Origin of the sequence: Methylobacterium sp. BE186 (genome assembly GCF_031457035.1) — a bacterium.
Lineage (GTDB): Bacteria > Pseudomonadota > Alphaproteobacteria > Rhizobiales > Beijerinckiaceae > Methylobacterium > Methylobacterium segetis.
The window spans coordinates 265009-287950 of the sequence record NZ_JAVDVV010000002.1 but is presented as its reverse complement, the minus strand read 5'-3'; the positions used below and the strand labels follow the sequence as shown (position 1 = coordinate 287950).

General features: G+C 72.6%; 22 protein-coding genes and 1 pseudogene. 10 read left to right on the top strand and 13 right to left on the bottom strand.

The genetic code is table 11. From position 1 onward, the window contains the following. The first annotated feature begins 3 nt into the window (after window positions 1-3). Window positions 4-1236: an allantoate amidohydrolase gene (locus J2X36_RS03425; RefSeq protein WP_310346188.1), complete on the top strand. Its 1233-nt coding sequence runs from the start codon at window positions 4-6 to the stop codon at window positions 1234-1236. Window positions 1237-1303: 67 nt separating this feature from the next. Here the strand turns inward: J2X36_RS03425 and J2X36_RS03420 are convergent, their stop codons facing one another. The 3 genes and pseudogenes from J2X36_RS03420 to J2X36_RS03410 form a co-directional block, all read right to left on the bottom strand. After that, a complete protein-coding gene (locus J2X36_RS03420) occupies window positions 1304-2650 on the bottom strand; it encodes an 8-oxoguanine deaminase (protein WP_310346186.1) in 1347 nt (448 codons plus the stop codon). Between the two features lie 106 nt (window positions 2651-2756). Further along, a pseudogene (puuE, locus tag J2X36_RS03415) lies at window positions 2757-3653 on the bottom strand (allantoinase PuuE); the annotation flags it as partial. 14 nt (window positions 3654-3667) lie between these two features. Continuing rightward, window positions 3668-5473 (bottom strand): adenine deaminase C-terminal domain-containing protein, encoded by a 1806-nt coding sequence (locus tag J2X36_RS03410; protein WP_310346183.1) that lies wholly within the window; start codon window positions 5471-5473, stop codon window positions 3668-3670. Window positions 5474-5863: 390 nt separating this feature from the next. On the opposite strand from J2X36_RS03410, the gene J2X36_RS03405 reads away from it, so the two are divergent. Next, entirely contained in the window at window positions 5864-6088 is a 225-nt protein-coding gene (locus J2X36_RS03405; protein ID WP_310346181.1) for a DUF6894 family protein, read from the top strand. Between the two features lie 18 nt (window positions 6089-6106). On the opposite strand, the gene J2X36_RS03400 is transcribed toward J2X36_RS03405, so the two are convergent. Together J2X36_RS03400 and J2X36_RS03395 are read right to left on the bottom strand one after the other, a co-directional pair. After that, entirely contained in the window at window positions 6107-8890 is a 2784-nt protein-coding gene (locus J2X36_RS03400; RefSeq protein WP_310346179.1) for a molybdopterin cofactor-binding domain-containing protein, read from the bottom strand. Next, window positions 8887-9699 (bottom strand): FAD binding domain-containing protein, encoded by an 813-nt coding sequence (locus tag J2X36_RS03395; RefSeq protein ID WP_310346176.1) that lies wholly within the window; start codon window positions 9697-9699, stop codon window positions 8887-8889. Before J2X36_RS03395 ends, J2X36_RS03400 begins: the two co-directional genes overlap by 4 nt. Window positions 9700-9839: 140 nt before the next feature. Between J2X36_RS03395 and J2X36_RS03390 the strand changes: the two genes are divergently transcribed. Continuing rightward, window positions 9840-10046, top strand: a complete 207-nt coding sequence (locus tag J2X36_RS03390) for a hypothetical protein (protein WP_132255969.1) — start codon at window positions 9840-9842, stop codon at window positions 10044-10046. A gap of 18 nt (window positions 10047-10064) precedes the next feature. After that, a complete protein-coding gene (locus J2X36_RS03385) occupies window positions 10065-10352 on the top strand; it encodes a hypothetical protein (RefSeq protein ID WP_132255968.1) in 288 nt (95 codons plus the stop codon). 7 nt (window positions 10353-10359) lie between these two features. On the opposite strand, the gene J2X36_RS03380 is transcribed toward J2X36_RS03385, so the two are convergent. The 3 genes from J2X36_RS03380 to J2X36_RS03370 all read right to left on the bottom strand — a co-directional run bounded on the left by J2X36_RS03380 (window position 10360) and on the right by J2X36_RS03370 (window position 12915). Beyond that, the gene (locus J2X36_RS03380; RefSeq protein WP_310346168.1) at window positions 10360-11265 is read right to left on the bottom strand and encodes a hypothetical protein; all 906 of its coding nucleotides are present in this window, start codon (window positions 11263-11265) and stop codon (window positions 10360-10362) included. Between the two features lie 54 nt (window positions 11266-11319). Next, window positions 11320-12309: a TAXI family TRAP transporter solute-binding subunit gene (locus J2X36_RS03375; RefSeq protein ID WP_310346166.1), complete on the bottom strand. Its 990-nt coding sequence runs from the start codon at window positions 12307-12309 to the stop codon at window positions 11320-11322. A gap of 279 nt (window positions 12310-12588) precedes the next feature. Then, entirely contained in the window at window positions 12589-12915 is a 327-nt protein-coding gene (locus tag J2X36_RS03370) for a hypothetical protein (RefSeq protein ID WP_310346163.1), read from the bottom strand. 490 nt (window positions 12916-13405) lie between these two features. Between J2X36_RS03370 and J2X36_RS03365 the strand changes: the two genes are divergently transcribed. Beyond that, window positions 13406-14146 carry a BA14K family protein gene (locus J2X36_RS03365; protein ID WP_310346161.1) on the top strand — a complete coding sequence of 247 codons (741 nt, stop codon included), beginning with the start codon at window positions 13406-13408 and terminating at the stop codon, window positions 14144-14146. A 155-nt stretch (window positions 14147-14301) separates the two neighbouring features. Next, complete coding sequence (locus J2X36_RS03360) at window positions 14302-14541, top strand: hypothetical protein (protein WP_132255371.1); 240 nt, start codon at window positions 14302-14304, stop codon at window positions 14539-14541. An 84-nt stretch (window positions 14542-14625) separates the two neighbouring features. Here the strand turns inward: J2X36_RS03360 and J2X36_RS03355 are convergent, their stop codons facing one another. The 5 genes from J2X36_RS03355 to J2X36_RS03335 form a co-directional block, all read right to left on the bottom strand. Then, on the bottom strand, window positions 14626-15057 hold the full coding sequence (locus J2X36_RS03355) for a PRC-barrel domain-containing protein (protein WP_132255372.1): 432 nt from the start codon (window positions 15055-15057) through the stop codon (window positions 14626-14628). Window positions 15058-15510: 453 nt separating this feature from the next. Continuing rightward, the gene (locus J2X36_RS03350) at window positions 15511-15849 is read right to left on the bottom strand and encodes a hypothetical protein (RefSeq protein ID WP_132255373.1); all 339 of its coding nucleotides are present in this window, start codon (window positions 15847-15849) and stop codon (window positions 15511-15513) included. Window positions 15850-15867: 18 nt separating this feature from the next. Beyond that, window positions 15868-16116 (bottom strand): DUF6894 family protein, encoded by a 249-nt coding sequence (locus tag J2X36_RS03345; RefSeq protein WP_132255374.1) that lies wholly within the window; start codon window positions 16114-16116, stop codon window positions 15868-15870. Window positions 16117-16356: 240 nt separating this feature from the next. After that, window positions 16357-17415, bottom strand: coding sequence for a hypothetical protein (locus J2X36_RS03340; RefSeq protein ID WP_310346154.1), 1059 nt, complete (start codon window positions 17413-17415; stop codon window positions 16357-16359). A gap of 530 nt (window positions 17416-17945) precedes the next feature. Further along, window positions 17946-18461: a hypothetical protein gene (locus J2X36_RS03335; RefSeq protein WP_310346152.1), complete on the bottom strand. Its 516-nt coding sequence runs from the start codon at window positions 18459-18461 to the stop codon at window positions 17946-17948. A gap of 870 nt (window positions 18462-19331) precedes the next feature. Between J2X36_RS03335 and J2X36_RS03330 the strand changes: the two genes are divergently transcribed. The 4 genes from J2X36_RS03330 to J2X36_RS03315 all read left to right on the top strand — a co-directional run bounded on the left by J2X36_RS03330 (window position 19332) and on the right by J2X36_RS03315 (window position 22940). Beyond that, complete coding sequence (locus tag J2X36_RS03330) at window positions 19332-19952, top strand: urease subunit gamma (protein ID WP_310346150.1); 621 nt, start codon at window positions 19332-19334, stop codon at window positions 19950-19952. Between the two features lie 4 nt (window positions 19953-19956). After that, the gene (gene ureC, locus J2X36_RS03325) at window positions 19957-21684 is read left to right on the top strand and encodes an urease subunit alpha (protein WP_310346147.1); all 1728 of its coding nucleotides are present in this window, start codon (window positions 19957-19959) and stop codon (window positions 21682-21684) included. 76 nt (window positions 21685-21760) lie between these two features. Next, window positions 21761-22273: an urease accessory protein UreE gene (locus J2X36_RS03320; protein ID WP_310346145.1), complete on the top strand. Its 513-nt coding sequence runs from the start codon at window positions 21761-21763 to the stop codon at window positions 22271-22273. Next, window positions 22239-22940, top strand: a complete 702-nt coding sequence (locus tag J2X36_RS03315; protein ID WP_405029720.1) for an urease accessory protein UreF — start codon at window positions 22239-22241, stop codon at window positions 22938-22940. Before J2X36_RS03320 ends, J2X36_RS03315 begins: the two co-directional genes overlap by 35 nt. Window positions 22941-22942 lie beyond the last annotated feature (2 nt).

Below are 22942 nucleotides of genomic sequence, written 5' to 3'. Positions count from 1 at the left end.
GGATTGCGCTTCGCTCCCGGCATCCAGGCCCGCCTCGACGCGCTGGCCCTGATCAGCGCCGACGAAGGCGCGCTCACCCGCGTCTCTCTCAGCCCCGAACAGGCCCGCGCCAACACCCTCGTCTCGGGCTGGATGCAGGAGGCGGGACTGCGCGCGCGGCTCGATGCCGCCGGCAACCTGATCGGCCGCGCCGAGGGGCGCGAGCCCGGAGGGCCGGTCCTCGTGATCGGCTCGCACCTCGACACCGTCCGGGACGCCGGCCGCTACGACGGGCCGCTCGGGGTGCTGACGGCCCTCGCCTGCGTCGCGGCGTGGATCGCCGAAGACGGACGGCCGCCCTTCGCCGTCGAGGTCGTCGCCTTCGCCGACGAGGAGGGCACGCGCTTCGGCTCGACCCTGATCGGCAGCCGGGCCTTTGCCGGCCGCCTCGACCCGGCGCTCCTCGCCGCCACGGACGCCGCCGGGATCAGCCTCGCCGAGGCGCTGCGTGCGTTCGGCCTCGACCCGGGCCGGATCGGGGAGGCGGCGCGCCGGCCGGGCGACCTCCTCGGCTACCTCGAACTGCATATCGAGCAGGGGCCGATGCTGGAGCGGGCGGGCCTGCCCGTCGGTGTCGTGAGCGCGATCAGCGGCGCGACGCGCCTCGCCGTCACGCTTCGCGGCGAGGCGGGCCATGCCGGCACCGTGCCGATGGCGGGCCGGCGCGACGCGCTCGCCGGCGCCGCCGAATGCGTCCTCGCCGTCGAGGCGCGCTGCCGTGCGGAGGCCGAACTCGTCGGCACGGTGGGCGAGATCGCCGCGCGCCCCGGCGCCGTCAACGTGATCCCGGGGGAGGCTCGCTTCAGCCTCGACCTGCGCGCCCCGGAGGATGGGCGCCGGCTCGCCGCGCTCGCCGACATCGAGGCCGCCTGGCGCGCCATCGCCGGACGCCGCGGCCTCGACCTCGCGGTGGCGCGGACCCACGAGGCCGGCGCCGCCGCCTGCGACCCGCGCCTCACCCGGGCGGTCGCGGCGGCGATCGCGGCCGAGGGCCACGCGGTTTTGCGCCTGCCGAGCGGGGCGGGCCACGACGGCATGGCGGTGGCCGCCCTGGCCCCGATCGCGATGATCTTCGTGCGCTGCCGCGGCGGCATCAGCCACAACCCGGCCGAGTTCGCGAGCCTCGAGGACATCGAGGCGGGCGCGCGGGTGATGCTGCGGACGCTGCGGGCGCTGGCGAGGGACCCCGTGCGATGACCGAAGCGCACCGCACGCCCGCTCCCAAACAGGAGCGGGAGCGCCGCACCTCCTGCGCTGATTGCCGTCAGCCCCCGAACAGCGTGCGGGCGAGGCGCGAATGCTCCTCGCGCAGGCGCCCCGTCTCGACGCCGAGGGGCTGCCCGTCGAGGACGCGCCAGCGCCCGGCCACCATCACCCGGTCCGCCCGGTGGGCGCCGCAGAGGACGAGGGCGGCGAGCGGGTCGTGGGCGCCCGAGAAGCGCAATTCGTCGAGGGTGAAGAGGGCGAGATCCGCCTCGCGCCCCGGTGCGATACGGCCGATATCCGCGCGCCCGAGGCAGCGCGCCGAGCCGTCCGTGGCCCAGCGCAGGGCGTCGAGATGAGTGACGGCCTCGGCCCCGTAGGTCAGGCGGTTGAGCATCAAGGCGTGGCGAACGCCCTCGATCAGGTTCGAATTGTCGTTCGAGGCCGAGCCGTCGACGCCGAGGCCCACCGGGCTGCCCGCGGCCTCCAGCTCGCAGGTGCGGCAGCGGCCGGAGGCCAGCGTCATGTTCGAGGTCGGGCAGTGGCAGACGCCCACCCCCGCCCGGCCGAGGCGCGCCACCTCCGGATCGGTGAAGTGGATGCCGTGGGCGAGCCAGACCCGCGGGTTCATCCAGCCGACCTCCTCCAGGTAGTCGACCGGGCGCTGCCCGAACACCTCCAGGCAATAGGCGTCCTCGTCCAGCGTCTCGCCGAGATGGGTGTGCAGGCGGCAATCGTGGACGTCGGCGAGCCGCGCGCTCTCGCGCATCAGGCGCTTCGTCACGTTGAAGGGCGAGCAGGGGGCGAGCCCGATCTGCACCATGGCGCCGGGGCGGGGATCGTGGAACAGGCGGAGCACCCGCTCGCTGTCGGCCAGGATCGTGTCGTCGTCCTGCACCAGCGCGTCCGGCGGCAGGCCGCCCTCGCTCTCGGGCAGGCTCATCGAGCCGCGGGTGACGACGGCGCGGATGCCGAGCGCGCGGGCCTCCTCCACCTGGATGTCGACCGCGGCCTCCAGCCCCTTCGGATAGAGATAGTGGTGGTCGCCCGCCGTGGTGCAGCCCGACAGCAGGAGTTCGGTGTAGGCGAGCCGGGTGGCCAGCCGGAACGCCTCCTCGTTCAGCTTGTCCCAGACGGGATAGAGAGCCTTCAGCCAGGGAAACAGCGGCTTGTTGATCGCGGCCGGATGCGCCCGGGTCAGGGTCTGGAAGAAGTGGTGGTGGGTGTTGACGAGGCCCGGGATCACGACGTGGCGGGAGGCGTCGACGGTCTCGTCCACGGCGGCCGAGGGGCGCCCGCCCGCGGGCACCAATTCGGCGATGCGGCTTCCCTCCACCACGAGGCCGGCGCCCGCCCCCTCGGCGAGGATCGCCAGCGGGTTCCTGATCCAGAGGCGCGTTGCCGTCATCCGGTCCTCGTTGCTCCAAGCCCGACGCGGGGCGCTTCCCCGGCTCCGTCTCCGCGGTCACCCGCCGCGTCTACGGCGGCCCGCGCGATCGCGCTCATCCGGGCGGCGGATGATGGGTCATCCAGTGGCGGGCGATGTCGATGCGGCGGGCGATCCAGACCTGCTCGTGCGCCGCGACGTGGTCGAGGAAGCGCATGAGCGCCGCCATCCGGCCCGGCCGCCCGACGAGGCGGCCATGCAGCCCCACCGACATCATCTTGGGCACCTCCGCGCCTTCCGCATAGAGCACGTCGAACGTGTCGCGCAGGTAGGCGAGGAACTGGTCGCCGGAATTGAACCCCTGCGGCGCCGAGAAGCGCATGTCGTTGGCGTCGAGCGTGTAGGGCACGACGAGGCCCGGCCCCCGGGGGCCGGGGATCCAGTAGGGCAGGTCGTCCGCGTAGGAATCGGCGAGATAGGTGAAGCCCCGCTCCATCGCGAGGTCGCGGGTATGGACCGAGAAGCGCCCCGTGTACCAGCCGAGCGGAGCCTCGCCCGTCGCCTCCGCGTGCAGGCGGATCGCCGCGTCCATCTGCTCCGCTTCCTCCTCGCGGGAGAGATGGGCGTAGTCGATCCACTTGAGGCCGTGGCTCGCGATCTCCCAATCCGCCTCGCGCATGGCGGCGACGGCCTGCGGGTTGCGGGCGAGCGCCTGCGCCACGCCGAAGACGGTGACCGGGATCGCGCGGGCCGTGAACAGCCGCCAGAGCCGCCAGAAGCCGGCGCGCGAGCCGTATTCGTAGATCGACTCGACGCTCATGTGGCGCTCGCCCGGCCAGGGTACGGCGCCCACGATCTCGCTGAGGAAGGCCTCCGAGGCCGCGTCCCCGTGCAGGATGCAGTTCTCGCCCCCTTCCTCGTAATTCAGGACGATCTGCAGGGCGATGCGGGCGCCGCCCGGCCAGCGCGCCTGCGGGGGGTGCCGGCCGTAGCCGATCAGGTCGCGCGGGTAGGTCGGGTCCATCGGGGATTGTTCGCTCACGGCTCGAACAGCGGCACCTGCCGCATCTCCGGCACCAGCACGAGGCCCCTGTCGGTCAGGCGGATCTGCGGGATCACCGAGAGCGGGATCAGGTTGAAGCCCATGTAGGGGATGGCGCAGCCGGCCCGCGCCCAGGCCTCCTTCAGCGCCCGCATCTCGGCCGCGACCGGCCCGACGCGCTTGTCCGAGAGGAGGCCCGCGACCGGCAGCGGCACCATCGCGACGACGCTGCCGTCCTCCACCACGCAGACGCCGCCCTGCTCGGCGGCGAGCGCCTCCACCGCGACCCGCATGTCGGCCTCGTCGAGCCCGGTCACGACGAGGTTGTGCGCGTCGTGGCCGACGCTGCTCGCCACCGCGCCCCGCCTCAGCCCGAAGGCCCTGAGGAGCCCGTGCGCGACGCGGGCCCCGAGCCCGTGCCGCTCGACCACGGCGACGTGGCAGAGATCGTGCGCCCGCAGCGTCTCGGCCCAGTCGGCGCCGGGGGTGAGCGCAACGCGCTCGTGGACGAGCTCGATCCCCGGCAGCGTCGTGCGGATGGCGTTGACGGCGCAGGGGCCGGCCGGCAGGGCGGGCACGAGGCCGGGAAGCGGGTCCGGCAGGTGCACGGTCGCGTAGGCGGCGGCCGGGTAGCGGTAGGGCCGGGCGAGCGCCGCCTCGAGACGCGGCGTGATGCGGCGATCCTCGACCACGAGTTCGCCGCCGTACCACGTCGCCTGCGGGACGAGGTCGTCGTCGAGGAGGACGAGGTCGGCCCGCCGGCCGCCGCCGAGGCCGCCGACCTCCCCGTCGAGCCCGAAGCGCGTCGCCGGGTGGAGCGAGCCCATCGCCCAGGCGGCGGGCTTCGGGATGCCGTGGCGATGGGCCTCGCGCACCACCCAGTCGAGGCCGAAGGCGAGGAGGTCGTCGGCGTCGCGGTCGTCGGTGCAGGCGCAGACCCGCTTCCAGGCGGCGCCGTACTCGGTCACGGTGCCGATCGCCCGCGGCAGGCTGTGCCAGGGCGTCCCGGGCGGCCCGCCGCGCAGGAAGATCCAGAGGCCGGCCTCCAGAAGGTCGTCGGCGATGTCGCGGTCGATCGCCTCGTGCGTGTCGGTGACGCCGCTGGCCGCGTAGGGCGCGACGAAATCCCGCCCGTAGATGTGGCCCGAGACCGGGCGCCCGCGGGAGAGCGCCGCCGCGATGATGGCGTGGGCGCGGGGATCGCCCTCGGCCACCGCCACGAAATCCATCTTCTCGCCGAGGGCCAGCGCCTCGGGCCAGGCGTCGAACAGGGCGGCGATCTTGTCGGGCGTCAGGTCGCCGCCCGCCGTCTCGATGTCGGGGCTGGTGGCCGGCACCGTGCTCGGCACCGTGAGGAAGATGTTGAGCGGCGCCTCGCGGGCATCTTCCAGCATCCAGGCGACGCCCTCGGCGTCGAGGACGTTGCCGATCTCGTGGCTGTCGCAGACGATCGTCGTGGTGCCGTTGAGGAGCGCGGCCTCGGCGTAGGCGCAGGCCGTGACCATGCTGCTCTCGATGTGGAGATGCGGGTCGACGAGGCCGGGCGCGATCAGGCCTCCCCGCGCGTCGTAGCGGGGCGCCCCGCCCCGGTGGCTGCCCGCCGGCTTCACGGCGGCGATGCGCCCGCCCGCGATCCAGACCTCGCGGTCGGGCAGGATCCGCTCGGAATAGGTCGAGAGCACCCGCGCGCCGGTGATGACGCGGTCGGGCTCGGCGCGGCCCGCCGCGACGTCGGCGAGGCGGCGCGTCATCACGGCGAGCGGCGCGACGGAGAAGCGGTTGAGCGGCGCGGGGTTCGTCATCGGATCCTTCGCGGCAGGAGGCCCGCAAGAGCCCCCTCGGGGGCTCAAGCTCGGCGAGGCAGCCATCATGCCACGGACGATGCGGGCCGGTCACGGCGGCGGGCGACCGCCGATGCCGGGCCGCACCGCGCGGCCGCCCGGGCCCGATTCGCAGCGCTCGCAACAACATGGATCATACATCGTATTCGTCCGAGACGGATGTCCGAATACGGTCTTACGCGATGAGATTGCGCACAATAATCCCGAGATATGCTGTTTCGCAGCAGTGGAACGTTCGGTCGAATACGCTGCGACTCGGCAAATGTTAATGAGTCTCCTTCGCCGTTGCTGCTACCACCCCGGCGTCGAGACGGAAGGTCTCGACTCGATCTCGTGGGGGCTTGCGGAGACATGGCGCGCTTCTTCTTCGACGTGTGTTCCGAGAACGAGAGGATCTCGGATCTCGAAGGCTCGTTCTGCAACAATGTCGGGCTCGCCTATCGCGAGGCGCAGCAGATGGTCCGCCAGATGCTGAGCGGGCCGAACGCGACCGGCTTCGATTGGACCTCCTGGTGGGTCGAGGTGCAGTACAGCGACCGGACGACGGTGTTCCGGGTGCCCTTCGCGATGGGGTGACCGCCCGCCCCGGACCGCTCATGCGCGCCCGTCCGCCCTTTCCCCCGCTTCGAGCGCCGCCATCACGTCGCGGAAGATCCGGTCCGGCGCGAAGGGCGTCGCGGCGAGCCGGGCGCCGGTGGCATCGCGGATCGCGTTGGCGAGGGCGGGCGCCACGGGGTTGAACGGCGCCTCGCTCATCGATTTCGCGCCGAGCGGGCCGATCCGGTCGTGGGTCTGCGCGAACAGCACCTCGGTGGGCGGCACGTCGCCGAAGGCGGGCACGTGGTATCCGCGAAAGCTCGCATTCGCGACGCGGCCCGCCGCGTCGATGCGCACCTCCTCGTAGAGCGCGGCGCCGAGCGCCTGCGCGACGCCGCCCTCGATCTGGCCGCGGCACTGCATCGGGTTGACGACGCGGCCCGCATCGGCCGCCTGCACGCTCTTCAGGATGCGCACCTCGCCGCGCGTCGGGTGCACGGCGACGCGGAAGGCCTGGACGTTGAAGGCGACCGAGCGCGGGGTGCCGTCGGCGGATCCACGCGCCTCGAGCGCGCCACCGCCCGCGATCTCCGCGAGCGGCACCCGCGCGCCGCCGCCCGCGACCGCCTCGGGTCCGAGGCGGCAGGCAGCCGGCGCCGCGCCGAGCCTCCGCGCCGCCCGGTCGCGGATCGCCGCGGCGAGCGCCTCGGCCGCGCGCAGGGTCGCCTGGCCCGCCACCACGATCCCGGTGCTGCCATAGGCGCCCGTGTCGTGGGCGACCGCGTCGGTATCGGCGGCGTGCAGGCGGATGCGGTCGGGATGGGTGCCGAGCACGCTCGCCGCGATCTGGGCGTGCACCGTCGCGGTGCCGTTGCCGAACTCCGCCGTGCCGACCGCGAGCCCGTAGCGCCCGTCGGGCTCGAGCCGGATGCGCGCCTCGGCCCGGTGGCCGCGGGGCGGCACCGTGTCGATCATGGCGAGCGCCATGCCGGTGCCGGTGCGCCATTCGGGGCCAGGCGCCGCCTCGCCCGGATCGGCCCGGAGGGCGGACGCGGCGAGATCGAGGCACTGGTCGAGCCCGTAGCTGCCGTATTCCACGTCCCGAGGCTCCAGGCTCGTCGAGACCATCGGGTCGCCGGGGCGCACGACGTTGCGGCGGCGCATCTCGAACGGGTCGAGGCCGAGCCGGCGGGCCAGCTCGTCCATCGCGGATTCGAGGGCGAAGATCGTCTGGCTGAGGCCGTAGCCCCGGAAGGCGCCGGCCGGCACGGTGTGCGTGTAGGCGCTGGCTCCGTCGACGCGCTTGTTCGGGCAGCGGTAGACGCCGATCACCTCGTTGCAGCCGTGATGGATCACGCCGCCCGCATGGTTGCCGTAGGCCCCCGTATTCGCCAGCACGTCGAGGACGATCGCGGTCAGCGTGCCGTCGGCCCTGGCGCCGAGGCGCACCCGCACCCGCATCGGGTGGCGCGTGGTGGTGGCCGCGAACTGCTCGGCGCGGGTCAGGTCCCATCGCACGGGGCGGCCGGTCCTCAGGACGGCGAGCGCCACCAGATCCTCGGTCAGCATCTCCTGCTTGCCGCCGAAGCCGCCGCCGACGCGGCCGCAGAGCACGCGCACCCGGTCCCGGTCGAGGCCGAGCAGGGAGGCCAGCGCGTCCCGCGTCAGGAAGGGGACCTGCGTCGAGGAGCGGATCACGAGGCGGCCCGCCTCGTCGAGCCAGCCGAGCGCGCCGTGGGTCTCGAGATGGGCGTGCTGCACGCGCTGGGCGCGGAACGTCGCCTCGTAGGTCCGGTGGGCCTCGGCGAAGCCCGCCTCGACGTCGCCGATCGCCCCGTGCACCTCGGCCGCGAGGTTCGGGTGGGCGTGGAGCGGCGGCGCGTCGATCCCCGCTTCCGCGATCGGCCGGTCGGCGGGATCGTGCACGAGGGGCGCGCCGGGCCGCAGGGCCGCCTCGGGATCGAGCACCGCGGGACGGAGCGCGTAGGTGACTTCGAGCGCCCGGCAGCCGGCCTCTGCCGCCGCCTCGCTCTCGGCCACGACGGCGGCGACCCGCTGGCCGGCGAAGCGCACCACCCGGTCGAGGAGGCGCGTGTCGGCGGCGTCGTCCTCCGGGATCTCGTGGCGGCCGGTCGAGAACAGCCCGTCCGGCGCGTCCGCGTGGGTCAGCACCGCCACGACGCCGGGCGATGCCAGGGCGGCCGCCGTCTCGATCCGCTCGATGCGGGCATGGGCGTGGGGCGAGCGCAGCACCTTGAGGTGGAGGAGGCCCGGCACGGCGAGGTCGAGGGTGAAGGGCGCGGTGCCGGAGACGACGGCCCGGGCCGCGGTCGCGGGCAGGCTCAGCCCCACCGGGTCCGTGCCGGAGGCGGCGGCCGCATCCGCCACCCGGCTCGTCCCGTCGAGGGCGTCGCGGATCGCGCCGTAGCCGGTGCAGCGGCAGAGATTGCCCTTGAGGGCGTCGCCGAGATCCCGGCGCCGTCCCTGGTCGAGGGCGCAGGCGGTCATGATCAGGCCGGGCGTGCAGAAGCCGCACTGGAACCCCTGCGCGGCGAGGACGGCGTCCTGCACCGGGTGGAGCTCGGCCGGGGCCGCGGCGCCGGGCTCGCAGGGGCCGGCAAGGCCCTCGATCGTGGTGACGGCGCGGCCCTCCGCCCGGAAGGCCGGGACGAGGCAGGCATGGACCGGCTCGCCGTCGAGATGGATCGTGCAGGCGCCGCAATCGCCCGCGTCGCAGCCCTTCTTGACCCCGAACCAGCCGAGCCCGCGCAGGAGCGTGCGCAGGCACTGGCCCGGTCGCGGCGCGGCGTCCTGGGCGAGGCCGTTGACGGTGAGCCTCATCGGGCGAGCTCCGCGCGGATCTCCTCGGCGAGGTCGCGGGTCACGTGCCGGCGCCAGTCGGGCGTGCCATGCACGTCGTCGTACCAGTGCCCCTCGGGAATCGCGGCGAGCGCCCGTGCCAGCGTCTCCGCGTCGGGCGGCTCGAGGAAGGCGAGGCGGACCGGGCGCCGGACCGAGGCGGTCACCGTGAGCGCGAACCGGCCGCCGGGGTCGCGCGTGCCGATCACGAGGGCGCCCGAGCGCCCGTGCGGGCTGAGCGATGCGCGCCGGAAGGCGGCCCGCCGCCTCAGGGCGGCGGCCGGCATCGCGATCGAGCGCAGCAGGTCGCCCGGCCGCAGCACGGTCGCCTGCGGCCCCTGCACGAAGTCGAGGACGGGCAGGCTCAGGCAGGTGCCGTCCGCGTTCCAGACGAGGCAGGTCCCGTCGAGCGCGGCGGCGAGCGCGATCATCGGCCCCGCCGGCAGCGCGAGGCAGAGGTTGCCGCCGACGGTTGCCGCGTTCCAGATCTTGAAGGAGCCGAGGAGCGCCCGGCAGCAGAGCCCGATCAGGGGCGCGGCGCTCCAGTCCGGCGGCAGGTCGAGTCGGTCGAGGGCGGCGATGGTGCAGGTGGCCGCGAGCGTGAGGCCCGCCTCCGTCACCTCCGCCGCCGGCCAGCCGAGGCCCGTCAGGTCGATCAGGCGGCTGGCGTCGGGCTGCGGCTCCGAGAACAGCCAGGTGCCGCCCGCGAGCCACGCATCGCCCGCGCGCCACGGCGGCAGCGCCTCGGAGGCGCGGGGGACGACGACGCTGGTGATCGTGTTGAGGTCCATGAGCCCCAGCCTAGCAAGTCTGCGTCCAAGGCGCCCGGAGGAGCCGCCGCCGGCCCGGCACTGGCCTTCCCGCACGGATTGCACGATGCTGGACGGCCCGGGCCGCGAGGGCCCCGGACGGGAGGAAGGCCGCCACCGCGATGCCGAACCGGACGAGACCGCCCGCGCCGACCGAGGCCGAGGCCGCCCGCCATCCCGACGCGGTGGCGGGGCAGGCCCTGCTGCAGGAACGGCTGCAGCGCCTCACGACGGAGCAGCGGGCCGCCTTCGCGGAGGCCGTCCGCCGCTGCTTCGCCGGGGCGGCGGAAGGGCCGGAGGGAGCCGGCGCGCCGGGCTCCGGCCGCTGACGGGGAGCTGCCGGGGCCATGACGCTGACGCGCTGCCGCCGCTGCCGCCAGCCGATCCTGCACGATGCCCGCTGCTGCCCGCATTGCGCCGTCGCGCGGCCGAGCCGGAAGCGGCGGCGCACGCTCGTCCTCGCCGGCCTCCTCGCCCTCGCCGCCGCGCTCGCTCTCGGCCGCCTCGCGAGCGGCCCGCCCGCGCCCGTGCCGACGATCCGCCCGGCCGAGGCGAACGTGACCACCATCCCGAAGACGGTGCCCGCCGGCCCGCTCCGGCGCCCCCCGCGCGCCGGCGATGGGGCGCCGGAGTGAGGGTGGCTCAGCGCCGCCGCGCCTCGAGTTCGGCCGCCTTCAGGTACCAGCGCTCGGCCTCCGCCCGGTCGCCGTCGAGGCCGACGACCGGCAGGGTGCGCAGCACGCTCGGGTCGTAGCTCCGCGCGAGGCCCCGCGCCCCGCGCGGGTCGCCCTCCGTGGCCGCGCGCCGGAAGAACAGGCGCGCCGCCGCGACCTCGCCCGCCGTGAGGAGCTGCTCGCCCCGCGCCACGAGGGCGTCGAGCTTCGTGTTCGGCGCAGGGGCAGCGGCGGCCGGGGGGTTCGCCGCGGGCTCGGGCTCGGCCGCCTGCAGCGGCGGGAAGGCGGTGACCTTCGGCGAGGCGGCCGCCTCGCCCTCGCCGGCGATGGGTCCGCCCGCCGCGATCCGCCGGGCCAGTGCGGCGGCCTCCTCGGCGGTGGCCGAGGGCTCGGTCTCGGCAGGCGCGGCGCGGGCGGCCTTCGCCGGGGCGGGGGCGGGCGGGTGCGTCGCGGTCGCGAGGGCATCGCCCGCGGGCGCGCCCCTGGCGGCCTCCGGCGCCGGGCGCTCGGGGGCCGGCCGGAGGAACGGGACGAGGCCGAGGCGGTGGGCGCCGAGCGCCAGGATCCCGCCGAGGGCGGTGGCGATCAGCACCAGCGGCCAGCGGCGCCGGCCGAACATGTGCCGCACGAGGCGGCGGGTCGCGCCGTCGGCGATGAAATTGTCGGGCGCCGACAGGGCCGAGGCGGCGGCCTCGGGCGGCTCCTCCACGAAGCCCCGCATGTCGACGGGCCGGTCCTTCGGCCCGAACCGCCTCAGGAAATCGAGGTCCGTGTCATCGCCTCCCGTGCTCTGGAACGGCCCGGCCGCCTGCTCCGGGAACAGGGCGCGGACCTCGCCCTTCGGCTCCGGCGGCTTCCTGAACGACGCTGACATCCGCAAGTCCTCCCTGGCGCCCTCGGCGCCCCACCCTCCGCGGTCCCGGCCCGCTCACCGGCTCGCCCCCGCCACCGCCGAGCCCGCGGCCGGCCCCGGTCCGGCCGCGGAGGCGAGACGGTCGAGCGCCTGCTGCGCCGGCTTGAAGCGGCGCCAGTCCGGCAGGCTCGCCGCGAGGTTGACCTCCCGCCATTTCGGGTGCCGCCCCGGCGCCCGCATCCGGTCGAAGCCCGAGAACAGGGCGGCCGTGAACGCGGCGAGCTGCCGGTAGCGCTCCGACGTCTCCGGCCAGGCGAAGGCGACGAGGACGGCCGAGACCGCGACCGTGTCGATGCCGGCCTCCGCCTTGATCAGCCCCGGATAGTCGGCGCGCCCGAGATTGGCCGGGTAGACGATGTCGCCGAGCCCGGGCTCGTAGGGGATGGGCAGGAAGTGGAGCCCGTCCGCCTCGGTCAGGCCGGCGTAATGGGCGGCCGGCTTGCCGGTGAGGAAGAAGCTCGCGGCGATCGCCTCCGGCTCGCCCCCGCGCAGGCGCGCCGCCGCCTCCGCCGGCCCGAGATTCGCCTCGGTGACGCGGATGCCGAGCTGCTGCAGGAGGCGCCGGGCGAGTTGCTGGGTGGAGCTTCCGCTCTCGCCGAGGTTGACGCGCCGTCCGTCGAGGTCGGTCAGGTCCGCCACGTCGCGCCGCGCGAGGAGGTGGAGCTCCACATTGTGGAGCTTGGCGATGTAGACCACGCCGCTGCCCGGTGCCTCGGCCTGCTTCAGGTCCGCGGTCGTGACGATGCCCATGTCCACGCCGCGGCTGCGCAGCACGTCGGCGACCGCCCGCTCGCCCCCCGAGCCGAGGACGACCTGGAGCCGCGGGCCCTCGCCGCCGAGCGCGGTCATGAGGTCGTAGGCCGTGTCGAGCGCCGTGCTGCCGGGCTCGCCCGCCACCAGCGTGACGGTGCGGATGGCGGGCGCGGAGGGGCGCGGGCCGGGCCGGGCGGGGGCGCGGGCGGCGGGAGCCCGGGGCGCCGGCTGCGCCTGGCTTTTGCCGCTCAAGGCATCGAGGAAGGATTGGGCGGCCGCGGGCTCCGTGCCCGCGAGGCCCGCGGAAACAGAAACGATCAGGATCAGCGCGGCGGCTAGGTGTCCGGCGACCGATGTCGCCCCGGAACTCGATTGTCTCCAACCGTACGGTCCCGGTCGATCATCTGGTCTCGTTGCAGAAACATCCATCGGCGTACTGGCATTGTATCATGCAGCACGCTCATCTAAGCGCTGTTTACTGTCTCGCGCAATCCTGGCCGCGCACAGCGCGGCCGCGGCGGGTGCCTCGCCTCAGCTCCGCAGGCGCAGGGGCGGGCGCCGGCCGGCCCGCCGCCCCGTGGACGCCGCCTCGCTCTGCCGCTCGATCCCGATCGTCCAGAGCCGCCAGGGCGCCGACAGGGGCAGGAACTCGTCCTCGTCGAGGGTCCAGGCGGCCTCGCCGTCGGCGCAGACGCTCATCCGGAAGGGCCGGCCGCTCGGCGGGCCGATCAGGACCACCGTCAGGGTGTTGCGCCCCTCGTGCAGCCAGGCCGTGACGTCGTAGGTGAAGCCGTCGAGGGAGGGCTCCAGCCCTTCGAGCGCCGGCTGCGTCACCGCGTAGGTGTTGAGACTGACCATAGCGCGACCTCCCGCGCCCCACAGCGTGAGGCGCAGCCGGTTCCCGGCTCGCAAATGCATGATGTGCCCCTTAACCCTATAGGCAGACTGTCTGCTTCGCGAGTTTTCCACAACGGGAACGTGTAGCGAACGGGAACACTTCGATGACCATGTTGCCGGAAGGATGCAGCCGGTGCGCTCCCGGCCCTAACATTTGCGAAGTCCCGCCGAACCTCGTCTTTCGCGGGAGCCCGAAGTCTCCGTTCCGATCATCCCGCCGGACTGATGTTGCCGATACCAGTCATGAGCGGTTCAGCCCGCGTGCGCTTTCGTACGAATGCGCCGCCGATCCTGCGGCGCGCGGATGAAGCCGCGCGGTTCGCACGCCGATTCCGGGTGAGGCGTTCCCCAGGGCGCAGCCGCGCGGTGGGACGGAAGGTAGCACGAACCGAAGCCCGCCCGGCGCGTTTGATGAGGGAACGAATATTATCTTGATGTCGGGAGAATGCCGATGGGACGCCTGTCGACCAATAGAATCCTTCTCGCCTCGACCGTCCTGGTCGGAACCCTGTCGCTGTCGCCCGTCGCCGCGCTGGCGCAGGGCCGCAGCGTGGGCGGCTTCAGCACCGCCGGAGCCCCGATGGGCGGAGGCGGGGGCGGCTTCAGTGGCGGAGGGGGCGGCGGCTTCAGCGGCGGCGGTGCCGGCATCGGCGGCGGCGGCTTCCGCGGCGGCGGGGCCAGCGTCGGCGGCGGCGGTTTCCGCGGCGGCGGCGCCGGGATCGGCGGCGGGGGCTTCCGCGGCGGCGGAGCGGGCCTTGGCGGCGGCGGCTATCGCGGCAATATCGGCGCCCAGGCGGGCCTCGGCTCGAGCGCCTTCCGGGGCGGCAATATCGGGGCCGGCCCCGGCCGGGTGGCCGGCGGCAATTACGGCTATCGCCAGGGCTGGAACGGCAATCGCGGGTGGCGCCGGGGCTACGGGTACGGCTACGGGGGCCTCGGTCTCGGCCTCGGGCTCGGCCTCGCCGCGGGCAGCTACGGCTACGGCGCCTACGGCTACGACCCCTATTATTACGGCGGTGCCGATTACGGCGGCTACGCGCCGGTGGGCTACGGCTACGCCGAGGTCCCGGTGGCGCAGGAGGGCGACGGGAGCGCCGATCAGGTCGAGTATTGCCGCCAGCGCTTCCGGTCCTACGACGTCCGCACCGGCACCTATCTCGGCAATGACGGTCGTCGGCATCCCTGCCCGTAACCGCCACCCGCATCGCGCCTGAATCCGGGCCCCGCGCATCGAGACCGGTGCGCGGGGCCCGTCCGCGTTCTGGGCCGTGATCCGCGCGGGGTGCTTGCGCCTGCCCGCGCCCGCGATAGGGTGGCCCGTCAGCCCACCCATTGCGGAGTTGCGAGATGACGCCAGAGCAGGCCGAGGCGGTCGCCGCGGCGGACAACGCCACCATGGCGATCCTGAACGCGCTGATCGCCTTCCTCGAGAAGCAGGGCGTGATGCGGCGGGAGGATTTCGCGGCCTATCTCGAGGCCGCGCTCAGCGGTTGGCGCGCGGAGGGCGCGGACGAGAAGCTCGTGCGCCTGATCGACATCAAGGCCCGCGGCATCTGCGCGAGCCTGCCGACCTCCGTGCAGAACTGAAGGCGCGCCCCCGCCGCGGGGGAGGGCCCCCGCGCGGGAAGGGCCCGAGGGAGCGAGCGGCCGGGTTTCAGCCGCCCGCCGCGATCACGGCCTGTCCTTGCCGAAGGGCACGTCGGTCGCCCGCCCGGTCTCGGATTCCCAGTAGGGCTCGGTGTTGAAGTAGCTGTGGACGTGCTCCTCCCAGGCGCGGTCGAACGGGCCGTCGCCCGGGCCGGCCTCCCGGCGGGGCGCGGCCCGGAGCTGCTCCTCGGTGAGGTCGAGCGCGTAGGCCCCGAGATCCGGGCTGTAGCGCAGGAGGCGCCAGGGCAGGGCGTGCTGGTGGCCGGAGCCGGCGAGGTCGAGGATCGCGTAGACGACGCGGCCGGACGGCTTGTCGATCATCAGCCGCGCGATCGTCCCGACGGGGCTGCCGTCGCTGCGCCGCACGGCCGTCCCCTCGACGCGGTCGCTGCCGATGAGGTTCGCGGCCCCGACCGCGTCGCTGCCGGCATCGAGGCCGAGATCGTCGAGCGCCATGGAATCCCTCCGGTTCGTGTCGGTCCCACACCGGCAACGCCGCCCGATTCGGCCGAGTTCCGGGATCTCCGGCACCCCGCCGCGCCGCCCGCCGCGACCCGTGATCCCGCCCGCGGCCCAGCGCTCGGCCCAGCCCTCGGCCCGAGCCTCGCCATAGCCCCGATGCGCGGCCGGCCCATCCGAAGGGATGATTCCCAAGCGGCGTCAGCCAGCGTACAAAGCTCCACGCCCCTCAAGACCTCGACACCGATCTCCTCAGACGTCGGCAATCAGTCCGGCACGCATCGGAGTTCTCCAGCCATGCTCGGCAAAGCCTCGTGGGTCATGGTGATCGTCGTTCTCAAGACTTCGCTCGGGATCACCGCTTGGTCGGCCTGGGAAATCCTGCATCTCGCGGGTCTGTGAGCCGCGGATACCGGAAGACCGTGCCGATAACGCTGCAGACGCGGCCGCTCAGGCGGCGAGCGCCATCTCGGCGTGATCCGCCTCCGCCGCCTCCTGCGCCGCCGCCTCCGCGATGCCGAGGAACAGGCGCACGGCGTCGAGGCTCGCGAAGGCCATGAATTCCGGCCGCAGCGGCGCCGGCAGCCCGGCGAAGTCGAGGCTCCGGTAGGTGTCGGGATGGGGATAGAGCTGGTAGGGCTCGCCCGGCGCCATCGGCGCGAACAGGATCGCGGCCTTGGTGTCTCCGTGGCGCACGAGGCTCGCCGAGCCGTATTCCATCGGCTCGATCACGTAGGCGGGCAGGGTCGCGGCGCGGGGTTCGGCCGCGCGGAAGGCTTTGCGTCGCATCGCTGTCTCCGGTCTCCGTCAGGCTGCCAGGGCGGGGTCGCGCACGTCCCGGAACGGGAGCGTCAGCACGCGCCGCCCGGAGGCGTCGTGCACGTCGACGATCCAGTCCGACCAGTCGAGGGCGCGCCCGACCCGCTCCATGGCGAGCCGCGCGGCCTGCTCGGCATAGGTCCAGACCTGCATCTCGGAGGGCACGCGCACGCCGTGCGTGTCGATGATGGCGACGTGGCCGTCCGTGCAGTGAAAGCGGTAGGACCGGGGCTTCATCCACACCTCTCCACAGGTTTCGGTCGCTTGCGGGCGGCGGCTCCGTTGACGCCGGAGCCACCCTGTGTGTTCCTGTTCTGTTCTTGTACCGGAACGCCGATTCCCCCGCAACCCGTGGGGAGAGTTTGCCGCATGGTGCGGCCCGGCCCGCAGCGGGGCCGGGCGCGCGAGGCGTCGGGTGCGCCGCCCGCCCCCTCGCCGGCGCGAGGCGGCGGGCGCGGATGCCCGGGCGCCCTTGCCTCAGACGAAGGCGAAGTTCTCCGCCGTGAGATTGGCCAGCACCACGTCCCTCAGGATCAGCGTGTCGGGGGTGTCGGGCGTCTCGGGCGTGGTGGGGTGATCCGGGGCCGGATCCGCGCCCCTTGCCTCGTCCCCGCCGCGCTCGTCGTGATGCCAGGCAGGGTGATGGTCGTCGCCGCCGTCATGGGGCGGGATCACGATCACGACGTCACGGCCCTCCTGGCTCGCGGCGGCGATCACGGCGTCGAAATCGGCGAAGTCGCGCTCGGACAGGCGGACCACGTCGCGCTCGCCCGCCCGCGAGCCGGTATCGCCCGGATCCACGGGGCCGGGCGTGTCGTCGGTCCCGTCCGTGCCCGAATCGTCCCCCGGCGCCCCGTCGGCCGCGGCCGCGTCGTCCGCCGCCGCCGTCTCGACCGGGGCCGCCGTCTCGACCGGGGCCGCTGCCGGCGTGCCGGTGTGGAAGTCGGTGATCGTGTCGGTGCCGTAGCCGTGCTTGAACACGAAGGTGTCGTCGCCGCGCCCGCCCGTCAGGGTGTCGTCGCCCCGTCCGCCGTCGAGGAGGTCGTCGCCGGGCCCGCCGCGGCCGACATCGTCCCCGGCCTGCAGGTAGAGCCTGTCGTCGCCGCGCCCGCCGCGCGCCGTGTCGTTGCCGGGGCCGGCAAAGATCACGTCGTCGCCGGCAAATCCCGCGAGGTCGTCGTCGTTCGCCTCGTGCTGGTTGGCGATGATGCGGTCGTCCCCGCTCGACAGGTAGCGCAGCACGGCAAGCGGCGTCGTGAGCTCGCCGATCTGGGCGATGTCCGCGCCGAGGTCGCGCGCGGCGTAGAGGGTGTTGTCCCCGTCCGAGACCTTGTAGGAGTCGAGATCCCCTGCGACGAGCCGTCCGCTGGTCTCGTCATAGTCGAAATTGCTGCCGCGCAGGGTCACGATCAGATCGTCCGTGCGGACGCGGAAGACCTCCTCCGTGTCCCGGACGATCTCGCCCGTCTGGATGGCCTCGAGGGCCTGGGTGAAGGCGTCGAGAGATGCCGGTGCCTTGTCGATGAACAGCGCCATGGCTTCGTCCTCCGGAGATGTCTGGGTGAGACGTATCGACGAGCCGAGATGTCGTCCGAACGCGATGTCGGACCCCGCCGCGGGACGCGTCACGAGAGGAGCGGCCGCCCAGCAACGGGGCCGTGCCGTGGGGGGGACAACTCAGGGGGGCGAAGCTGCTCTTCTGATGTCAGATCTGTCAATCTGGCTATTTTTTATGTTTGTTTCGCACAGAAACTGAGCAATTCTTGTCGTTTCAGGAAAATTTGCTTGCCGCGCGCTGGGATGAGCTTGGCGGCGGGCGGGCGGCGAAGGGCGGGTCTTTGCCACGGGCAAGGGCCAGCTCCGCAAGTGTCGCACGTGCCCGCCGCATGGTCTGCGAGTTGAAGTCGTAGAGCCTCCCGGCCAAGCGCAGGCTAGAGCTGTTCCCGGTCAGGTAGCGACGACCAAGTCTTCTTCGCACCCAGCCGCGGCGAGGTTAGTGCGGCGCTCCTGCGGAGTGACATGCGGTCGTAATCTGACGCCTGATATCCGAAGTATGGGTCTGCTTCCTACCTTTGGCCCGGAGCAACCCGACGGACACACGCCGCGTCAGGGTGCGGACCACAGGTCTGCGCTAAGCCCTCCTCACAGGACGGCTTCGGGTCGTTCCCGCAGATGCCCTCGCGTATCATGTTGAAGCGGGTCTCGACGTAAGCGGCGCGGCCATCCGCGAGCACGCACTCGTCGTCCCCCGCGCTGTCGCCGAGGCGCAGGAAGATGCGGCCCCGGCGCTCGAATCTGTGGCGGGTCTCTCCCTCCCTGGTCTTCAGAACCACCTCGAAAAGCTGAACGTCATCGGAACTGATCCGCGAGGGCTCGATCGTGGTCTGGCTCTCGACGATCGGAAAAAGGCCACTCTCCCAGTCCACGACCGAGGCCGTGCGCATGCTGGGATCGAAATACAAGTCCGACCCCAGGCCGCATTGAAGGCTTTTCCCGGCGAGCTGTTGCGAAAGCTTCGGCAACGTCTGCGCCAAGGCAGAATGCGGCAGCATGAGTGCGGCTGACGCGACGCTGAGGATCATCGTTCGGGTCACCGGCCTCATCATCTGGCTCCTTCGCGGTCCCGTTGCCGACCTTCAGAACAGGTAACAGGCGTCAGATTACGACCGCGTGTCACTCTGGAGGAGTGCCGCAACGACCTCGCCGCAGCTGGGTGCGAAGAAGATTTGGCCATCGCTACCTGGTCGGGAACAGCTCTAGAAAGACCGTTCTTTGGCTCGCGAGGGCATGAGCGACACGCTCCGCTCTGGTGCCGCCGCAACTGCAATAATCGAAGGCGACCTCATTTGGTTTTAGATGAGCAATCCCTATTGATCTGCATTTTCGTAACCGACTGATCCTTTCGCGCGCCGAAGGTACGCGCATGTGCCTGAGGCATTCCAATGCCAATCAGTTTATCTTCTAACAGCCTGCCCACCGATGAAGTCACGCGGGGCTCTTTCGACTAAGAGCGCGATGAAACCGGTACATAAATGCTTCGCATGCGCGAAAGGCAAGCGCAGCACGCATTTCTGCACATCCTAACCAGTGGACGCGGCTATCAGCGTTACCTATCGGCTCGCGTCCCTCGGCTACATATGTCTAGCGGTTCGGCGTTCTCGGTTGGATTGCAATGACAAATCAGAAAATGCAGCGCAACGATCAGGCGAAAGCATCGGCGTAAAAGAAGCGTTGGTTCAACGGACCGAATGATCAGAAATTTGCGTCACCGACGTCTGTCTACCTTGACCGTGGCATTGCTTCGCGCATTGCCTCTGAGGCAAAACTCGCCGGCTCCTGACTCAGGCTTCGCTAGAACACGTCGTCAGCGGCAGCGAAGCCGCGCACGATCCTTGCTCCGCCCCCGCACGGATCGGCCCGCACCGGCCCCCACGAAAAAGAGGGACCCGCCCATGCTCCTGACGCCCCGGGAGAAGGACAAGCTTCTGATCGCCATGGCCGCGCAGGTGGCGCGCAACCGGCTGGCGCGGGGGGTGAAGCTGAACCATCCGGAGGCGGTGGCCCTGATCACGGATGTCGTCGTCGAGGGCGCCCGGGACGGGCGCAGCGTCGCCGACCTGATGCGGGCGGGCGCGCAGGTGCTCACCGCCGATCAGGTGATGCCGGGCATCCCCGAGATGATCCGCGACATCCAGGTCGAGGCGACCTTTCCCGACGGGACCAAGCTCGTCACCGTCCACCACCCGATCCGCGGGGCGCCCTCCGAGGAGATTCCGGGCCGGATCGAGACCGCGCCGGGCAGGATCGCGATCAACGTCGGGGCCCCGCGAATCGTGATCGCGGTCGCCAATTCCGGTGATCGCCCGATCCAGGTCGGCTCGCATTATCACTTCTACGAGGTCAACCCGGGGTTGCAGTTCGACCGGGAGCAGGCGCGCGGCCGGCGCCTCGACATCGCCCCCGGAACCGCCATCCGCTTCGAGCCCGGCGCCACCCGCTCGGTGACGCTGGTGCCCCTCTCGGGCGGGCGCACCGTCTACGGGTTCCGCGGCGCCGTGATGGGGAGGCTCTGACCCCATGAGCGATGCGCCGAGCCCCGCCGCCCTGCCGCGCGCGGCCTATGCCGACATGTTCGGCCCGACCACCGGCGACCGGATCCGGCTCGCCGATACGAGCCTCTGGATCGAGGTCGAGCGGGACCTGACCACCTACGGCGAGGAGGTGAAGTTCGGCGGCGGCAAGGTCATCCGCGACGGGATGGGCCAGTCGCAGGCGACGAACGCGGCCGGCGCCGTCGACACCGTCATCACCAACGCCGTCGTCCTCGACCATTGGGGCGTGGTGAAATGCGACGTCGGCCTCGTGCGCGGGCGCATCGCCCGGCTCGGCAAGGCCGGCAATCCGGACGTGCAGCCGGGCGTCGACATCGTGATCGGGCCGGGCACGGAAGTCATTGCGGGGGAAGGAAAAATCCTCACCGCCGGCGGCTTCGACAGCCACATCCACTTCATCTGCCCGCAGCAGATCGAGGAGGCGCTCTGCGCCGGCTTCACCACGATGCTGGGGGGCGGCACCGGCCCCGCGCACGGCACCTTCGCCACGACCTGCACGCCCGGCCCCTGGCACATCGCCCGCATGATCGAGGCGGCGGACGCCTTCCCCATGAACCTCGCCTTCGCCGGCAAGGGCAACGCCTCGCGCCCCGAGGCCCTGGACGAGATGGTGCGGGCGGGCGCCTGCGCCCTCAAGCTCCACGAGGATTGGGGGACGACCCCGGCCGCCATCGACACCTGCCTCACCGTCGCCGACGCGCAGGACGTGCAGGTCATGATCCACACCGACACCCTGAACGAGTCGGGCTTCGTCGAGGACACGATCGCGGCCTTCCGGGGCCGCACCATCCACGCCTTCCACACGGAAGGGGCCGGCGGCGGCCACGCCCCCGACATCATCAAGGTGGCGGGCCTGCCCCACGTCCTGCCCTCGTCCACCAACCCGACGCGGCCCTACACGACGAACACGATCGACGAGCATCTCGACATGCTCATGGTCTGCCACCACCTCGACCCGTCGATCCCCGAGGACCTCGCCTTCGCCGAGAGCCGCATCCGCCGGGAGACGATCGCCGCCGAGGACATCCTGCACGACATCGGCGCGCTCTCGATGATGTCCTCGGACAGCCAGGCGATGGGCCGGGTCGGCGAGGTCGCGATCCGCACTTGGCAGACCGCCTGCAAGATGAAGCGCCAGCGGGGCGCGCTGCCCGGCGACGCCTCCGGCAACGACAACCTGCGCGTGCGCCGCTACATCGCCAAATACACGATCAACCCCGCGATCGCGCACGGGATCTCCCGCCATATCGGCTCGGTCGAGCCCGGCAAACTCGCCGACCTCGTGCTCTGGTCGCCCGCCTTCTTCGGGGTCAAGCCCGACCTCGTCCTGAAGGGCGGCATGATCGCCGCCGCCCCGATGGGCGACCCCAACGCCTCGATCCCGACGCCCCAGCCCGTCCATTACCGCCCGATGTTCGGCGCCTATGGCCGCGCCCCCCACGCCACCGCGCTCACCTTCGTCTCGAAGGCGGCCGTAGAGGACGGCCTCGCCGAGCGCCTCGGCGTCGGCAAGGCGCTCGTCGCCGTCGAGAACGTGCGCGGCGGCATCTCGAAGGCGAGCATGGTGCTCAACGACGCCACGCCCGTCATCGAGGTCGACCCCGAGACCTACGACGTGCGGGCCGACGGCGAACTCCTCGTTTGCGAGCCCGCGGAGGTGCTGCCGATGGCGCAGCGCTACTTCCTGTTCTGAGCCCATGATCCGTTCCGAGCCCATCATCCGTTCCGAGCCCATCATCCGTTCTGAGCCCATCATCCGTTCTGAGCCCATGATCCGCGCCACCCGCATCCTGCGCGCCCGCGCCATCGGCCCGGGCGAGATCGTCGACCGCGTCGTCCTCGACCACGGCGACCGCCACCGCCGCCGTGTGGCGATGCGGGGCGTCGGCGGCCTGCCGTTCCTCCTCGACCTCGCCGAACCGGCCGTGCTGGAGGACGGCGACGCCCTCGTCCTCGAGGACGGGCGCCTCGTCTGGGTGGAGGCCGCGGCCGAGCGCCTCCTCGAGATCCGGGCGCCGAGCCCGCTCGCCCTCAAGCGCCTGATCTGGCACATCGGCAATCGCCACATCCCGGCCGAGATCGGCGAGGAGGCGGTCTTCATCGCCGACGACCACGTGCTCGCCGAGATGGTGCGCGGCCTCGGCGGCACCGCCGAGCCGGTGGAGCGCCCCTTCCGCCCCGAAGGCGGCGCCTATGCGGGCGGGCATGGACACGGGCAAGGGCATGGGCATGGGCATGGGCATGAAGATGGGCACCGCCACGGCCACCATGCCCACGGTTGAGACCCTGCGCCTCATGGCATGGCTCTCTCCCGCCTATCCGGTCGGGGCTTACGCCTACTCGCACGGCCTCGAAGGGGCCGTGGAGGCGGGCGACGTCACCGACGCCGCGAGCCTGGAGGCGTGGCTCTCGGACGCGCTGGAGCGCGGCGCCGGCCGCAACGACATGATCCTGGCAAGTGCCGCCCACCGGGCCACGGCGGAGGGCGATGGGGCCGCGCTCGCGGAGACGAACGACCTCGCGCTCGCGCTCGCGCCCTCCCGCGAGTTGCACCTCGAGACGAGCCAGCAGGGCCGCAGCTTCCTCGACGCGACGGCGGCGGCCTGGCCCAGCCCTGCGCTTCCGGCCGTCTGTGCCGCCCTGCCGGGCGCCGTCGCCTACCCCGTCGCGGTGGGTGCGGCCGCGGGCGCCCACGGCCTCGCGCGCGACGTCACGGTCGCGGCCTACGGCCTCGCCTTCGTCCAGAACCTCGTCTCGGCCGCCCTGCGCGTCGCGCCGATCGGCCAGAGCGCCGGGATGCGGGTGATCGCCGACCTGAGCCCCCGCGTCGCGGATCTCGCCGAGTCCCTCCGCGGGGCGGGGCTCGACGAACTCGGCTCGGCCTGCCTGCGGCTCGATCTCGGCTCGTTCCGGCACGAGACGCAATATTCCCGCCTCTTCCGGAGCTGAGA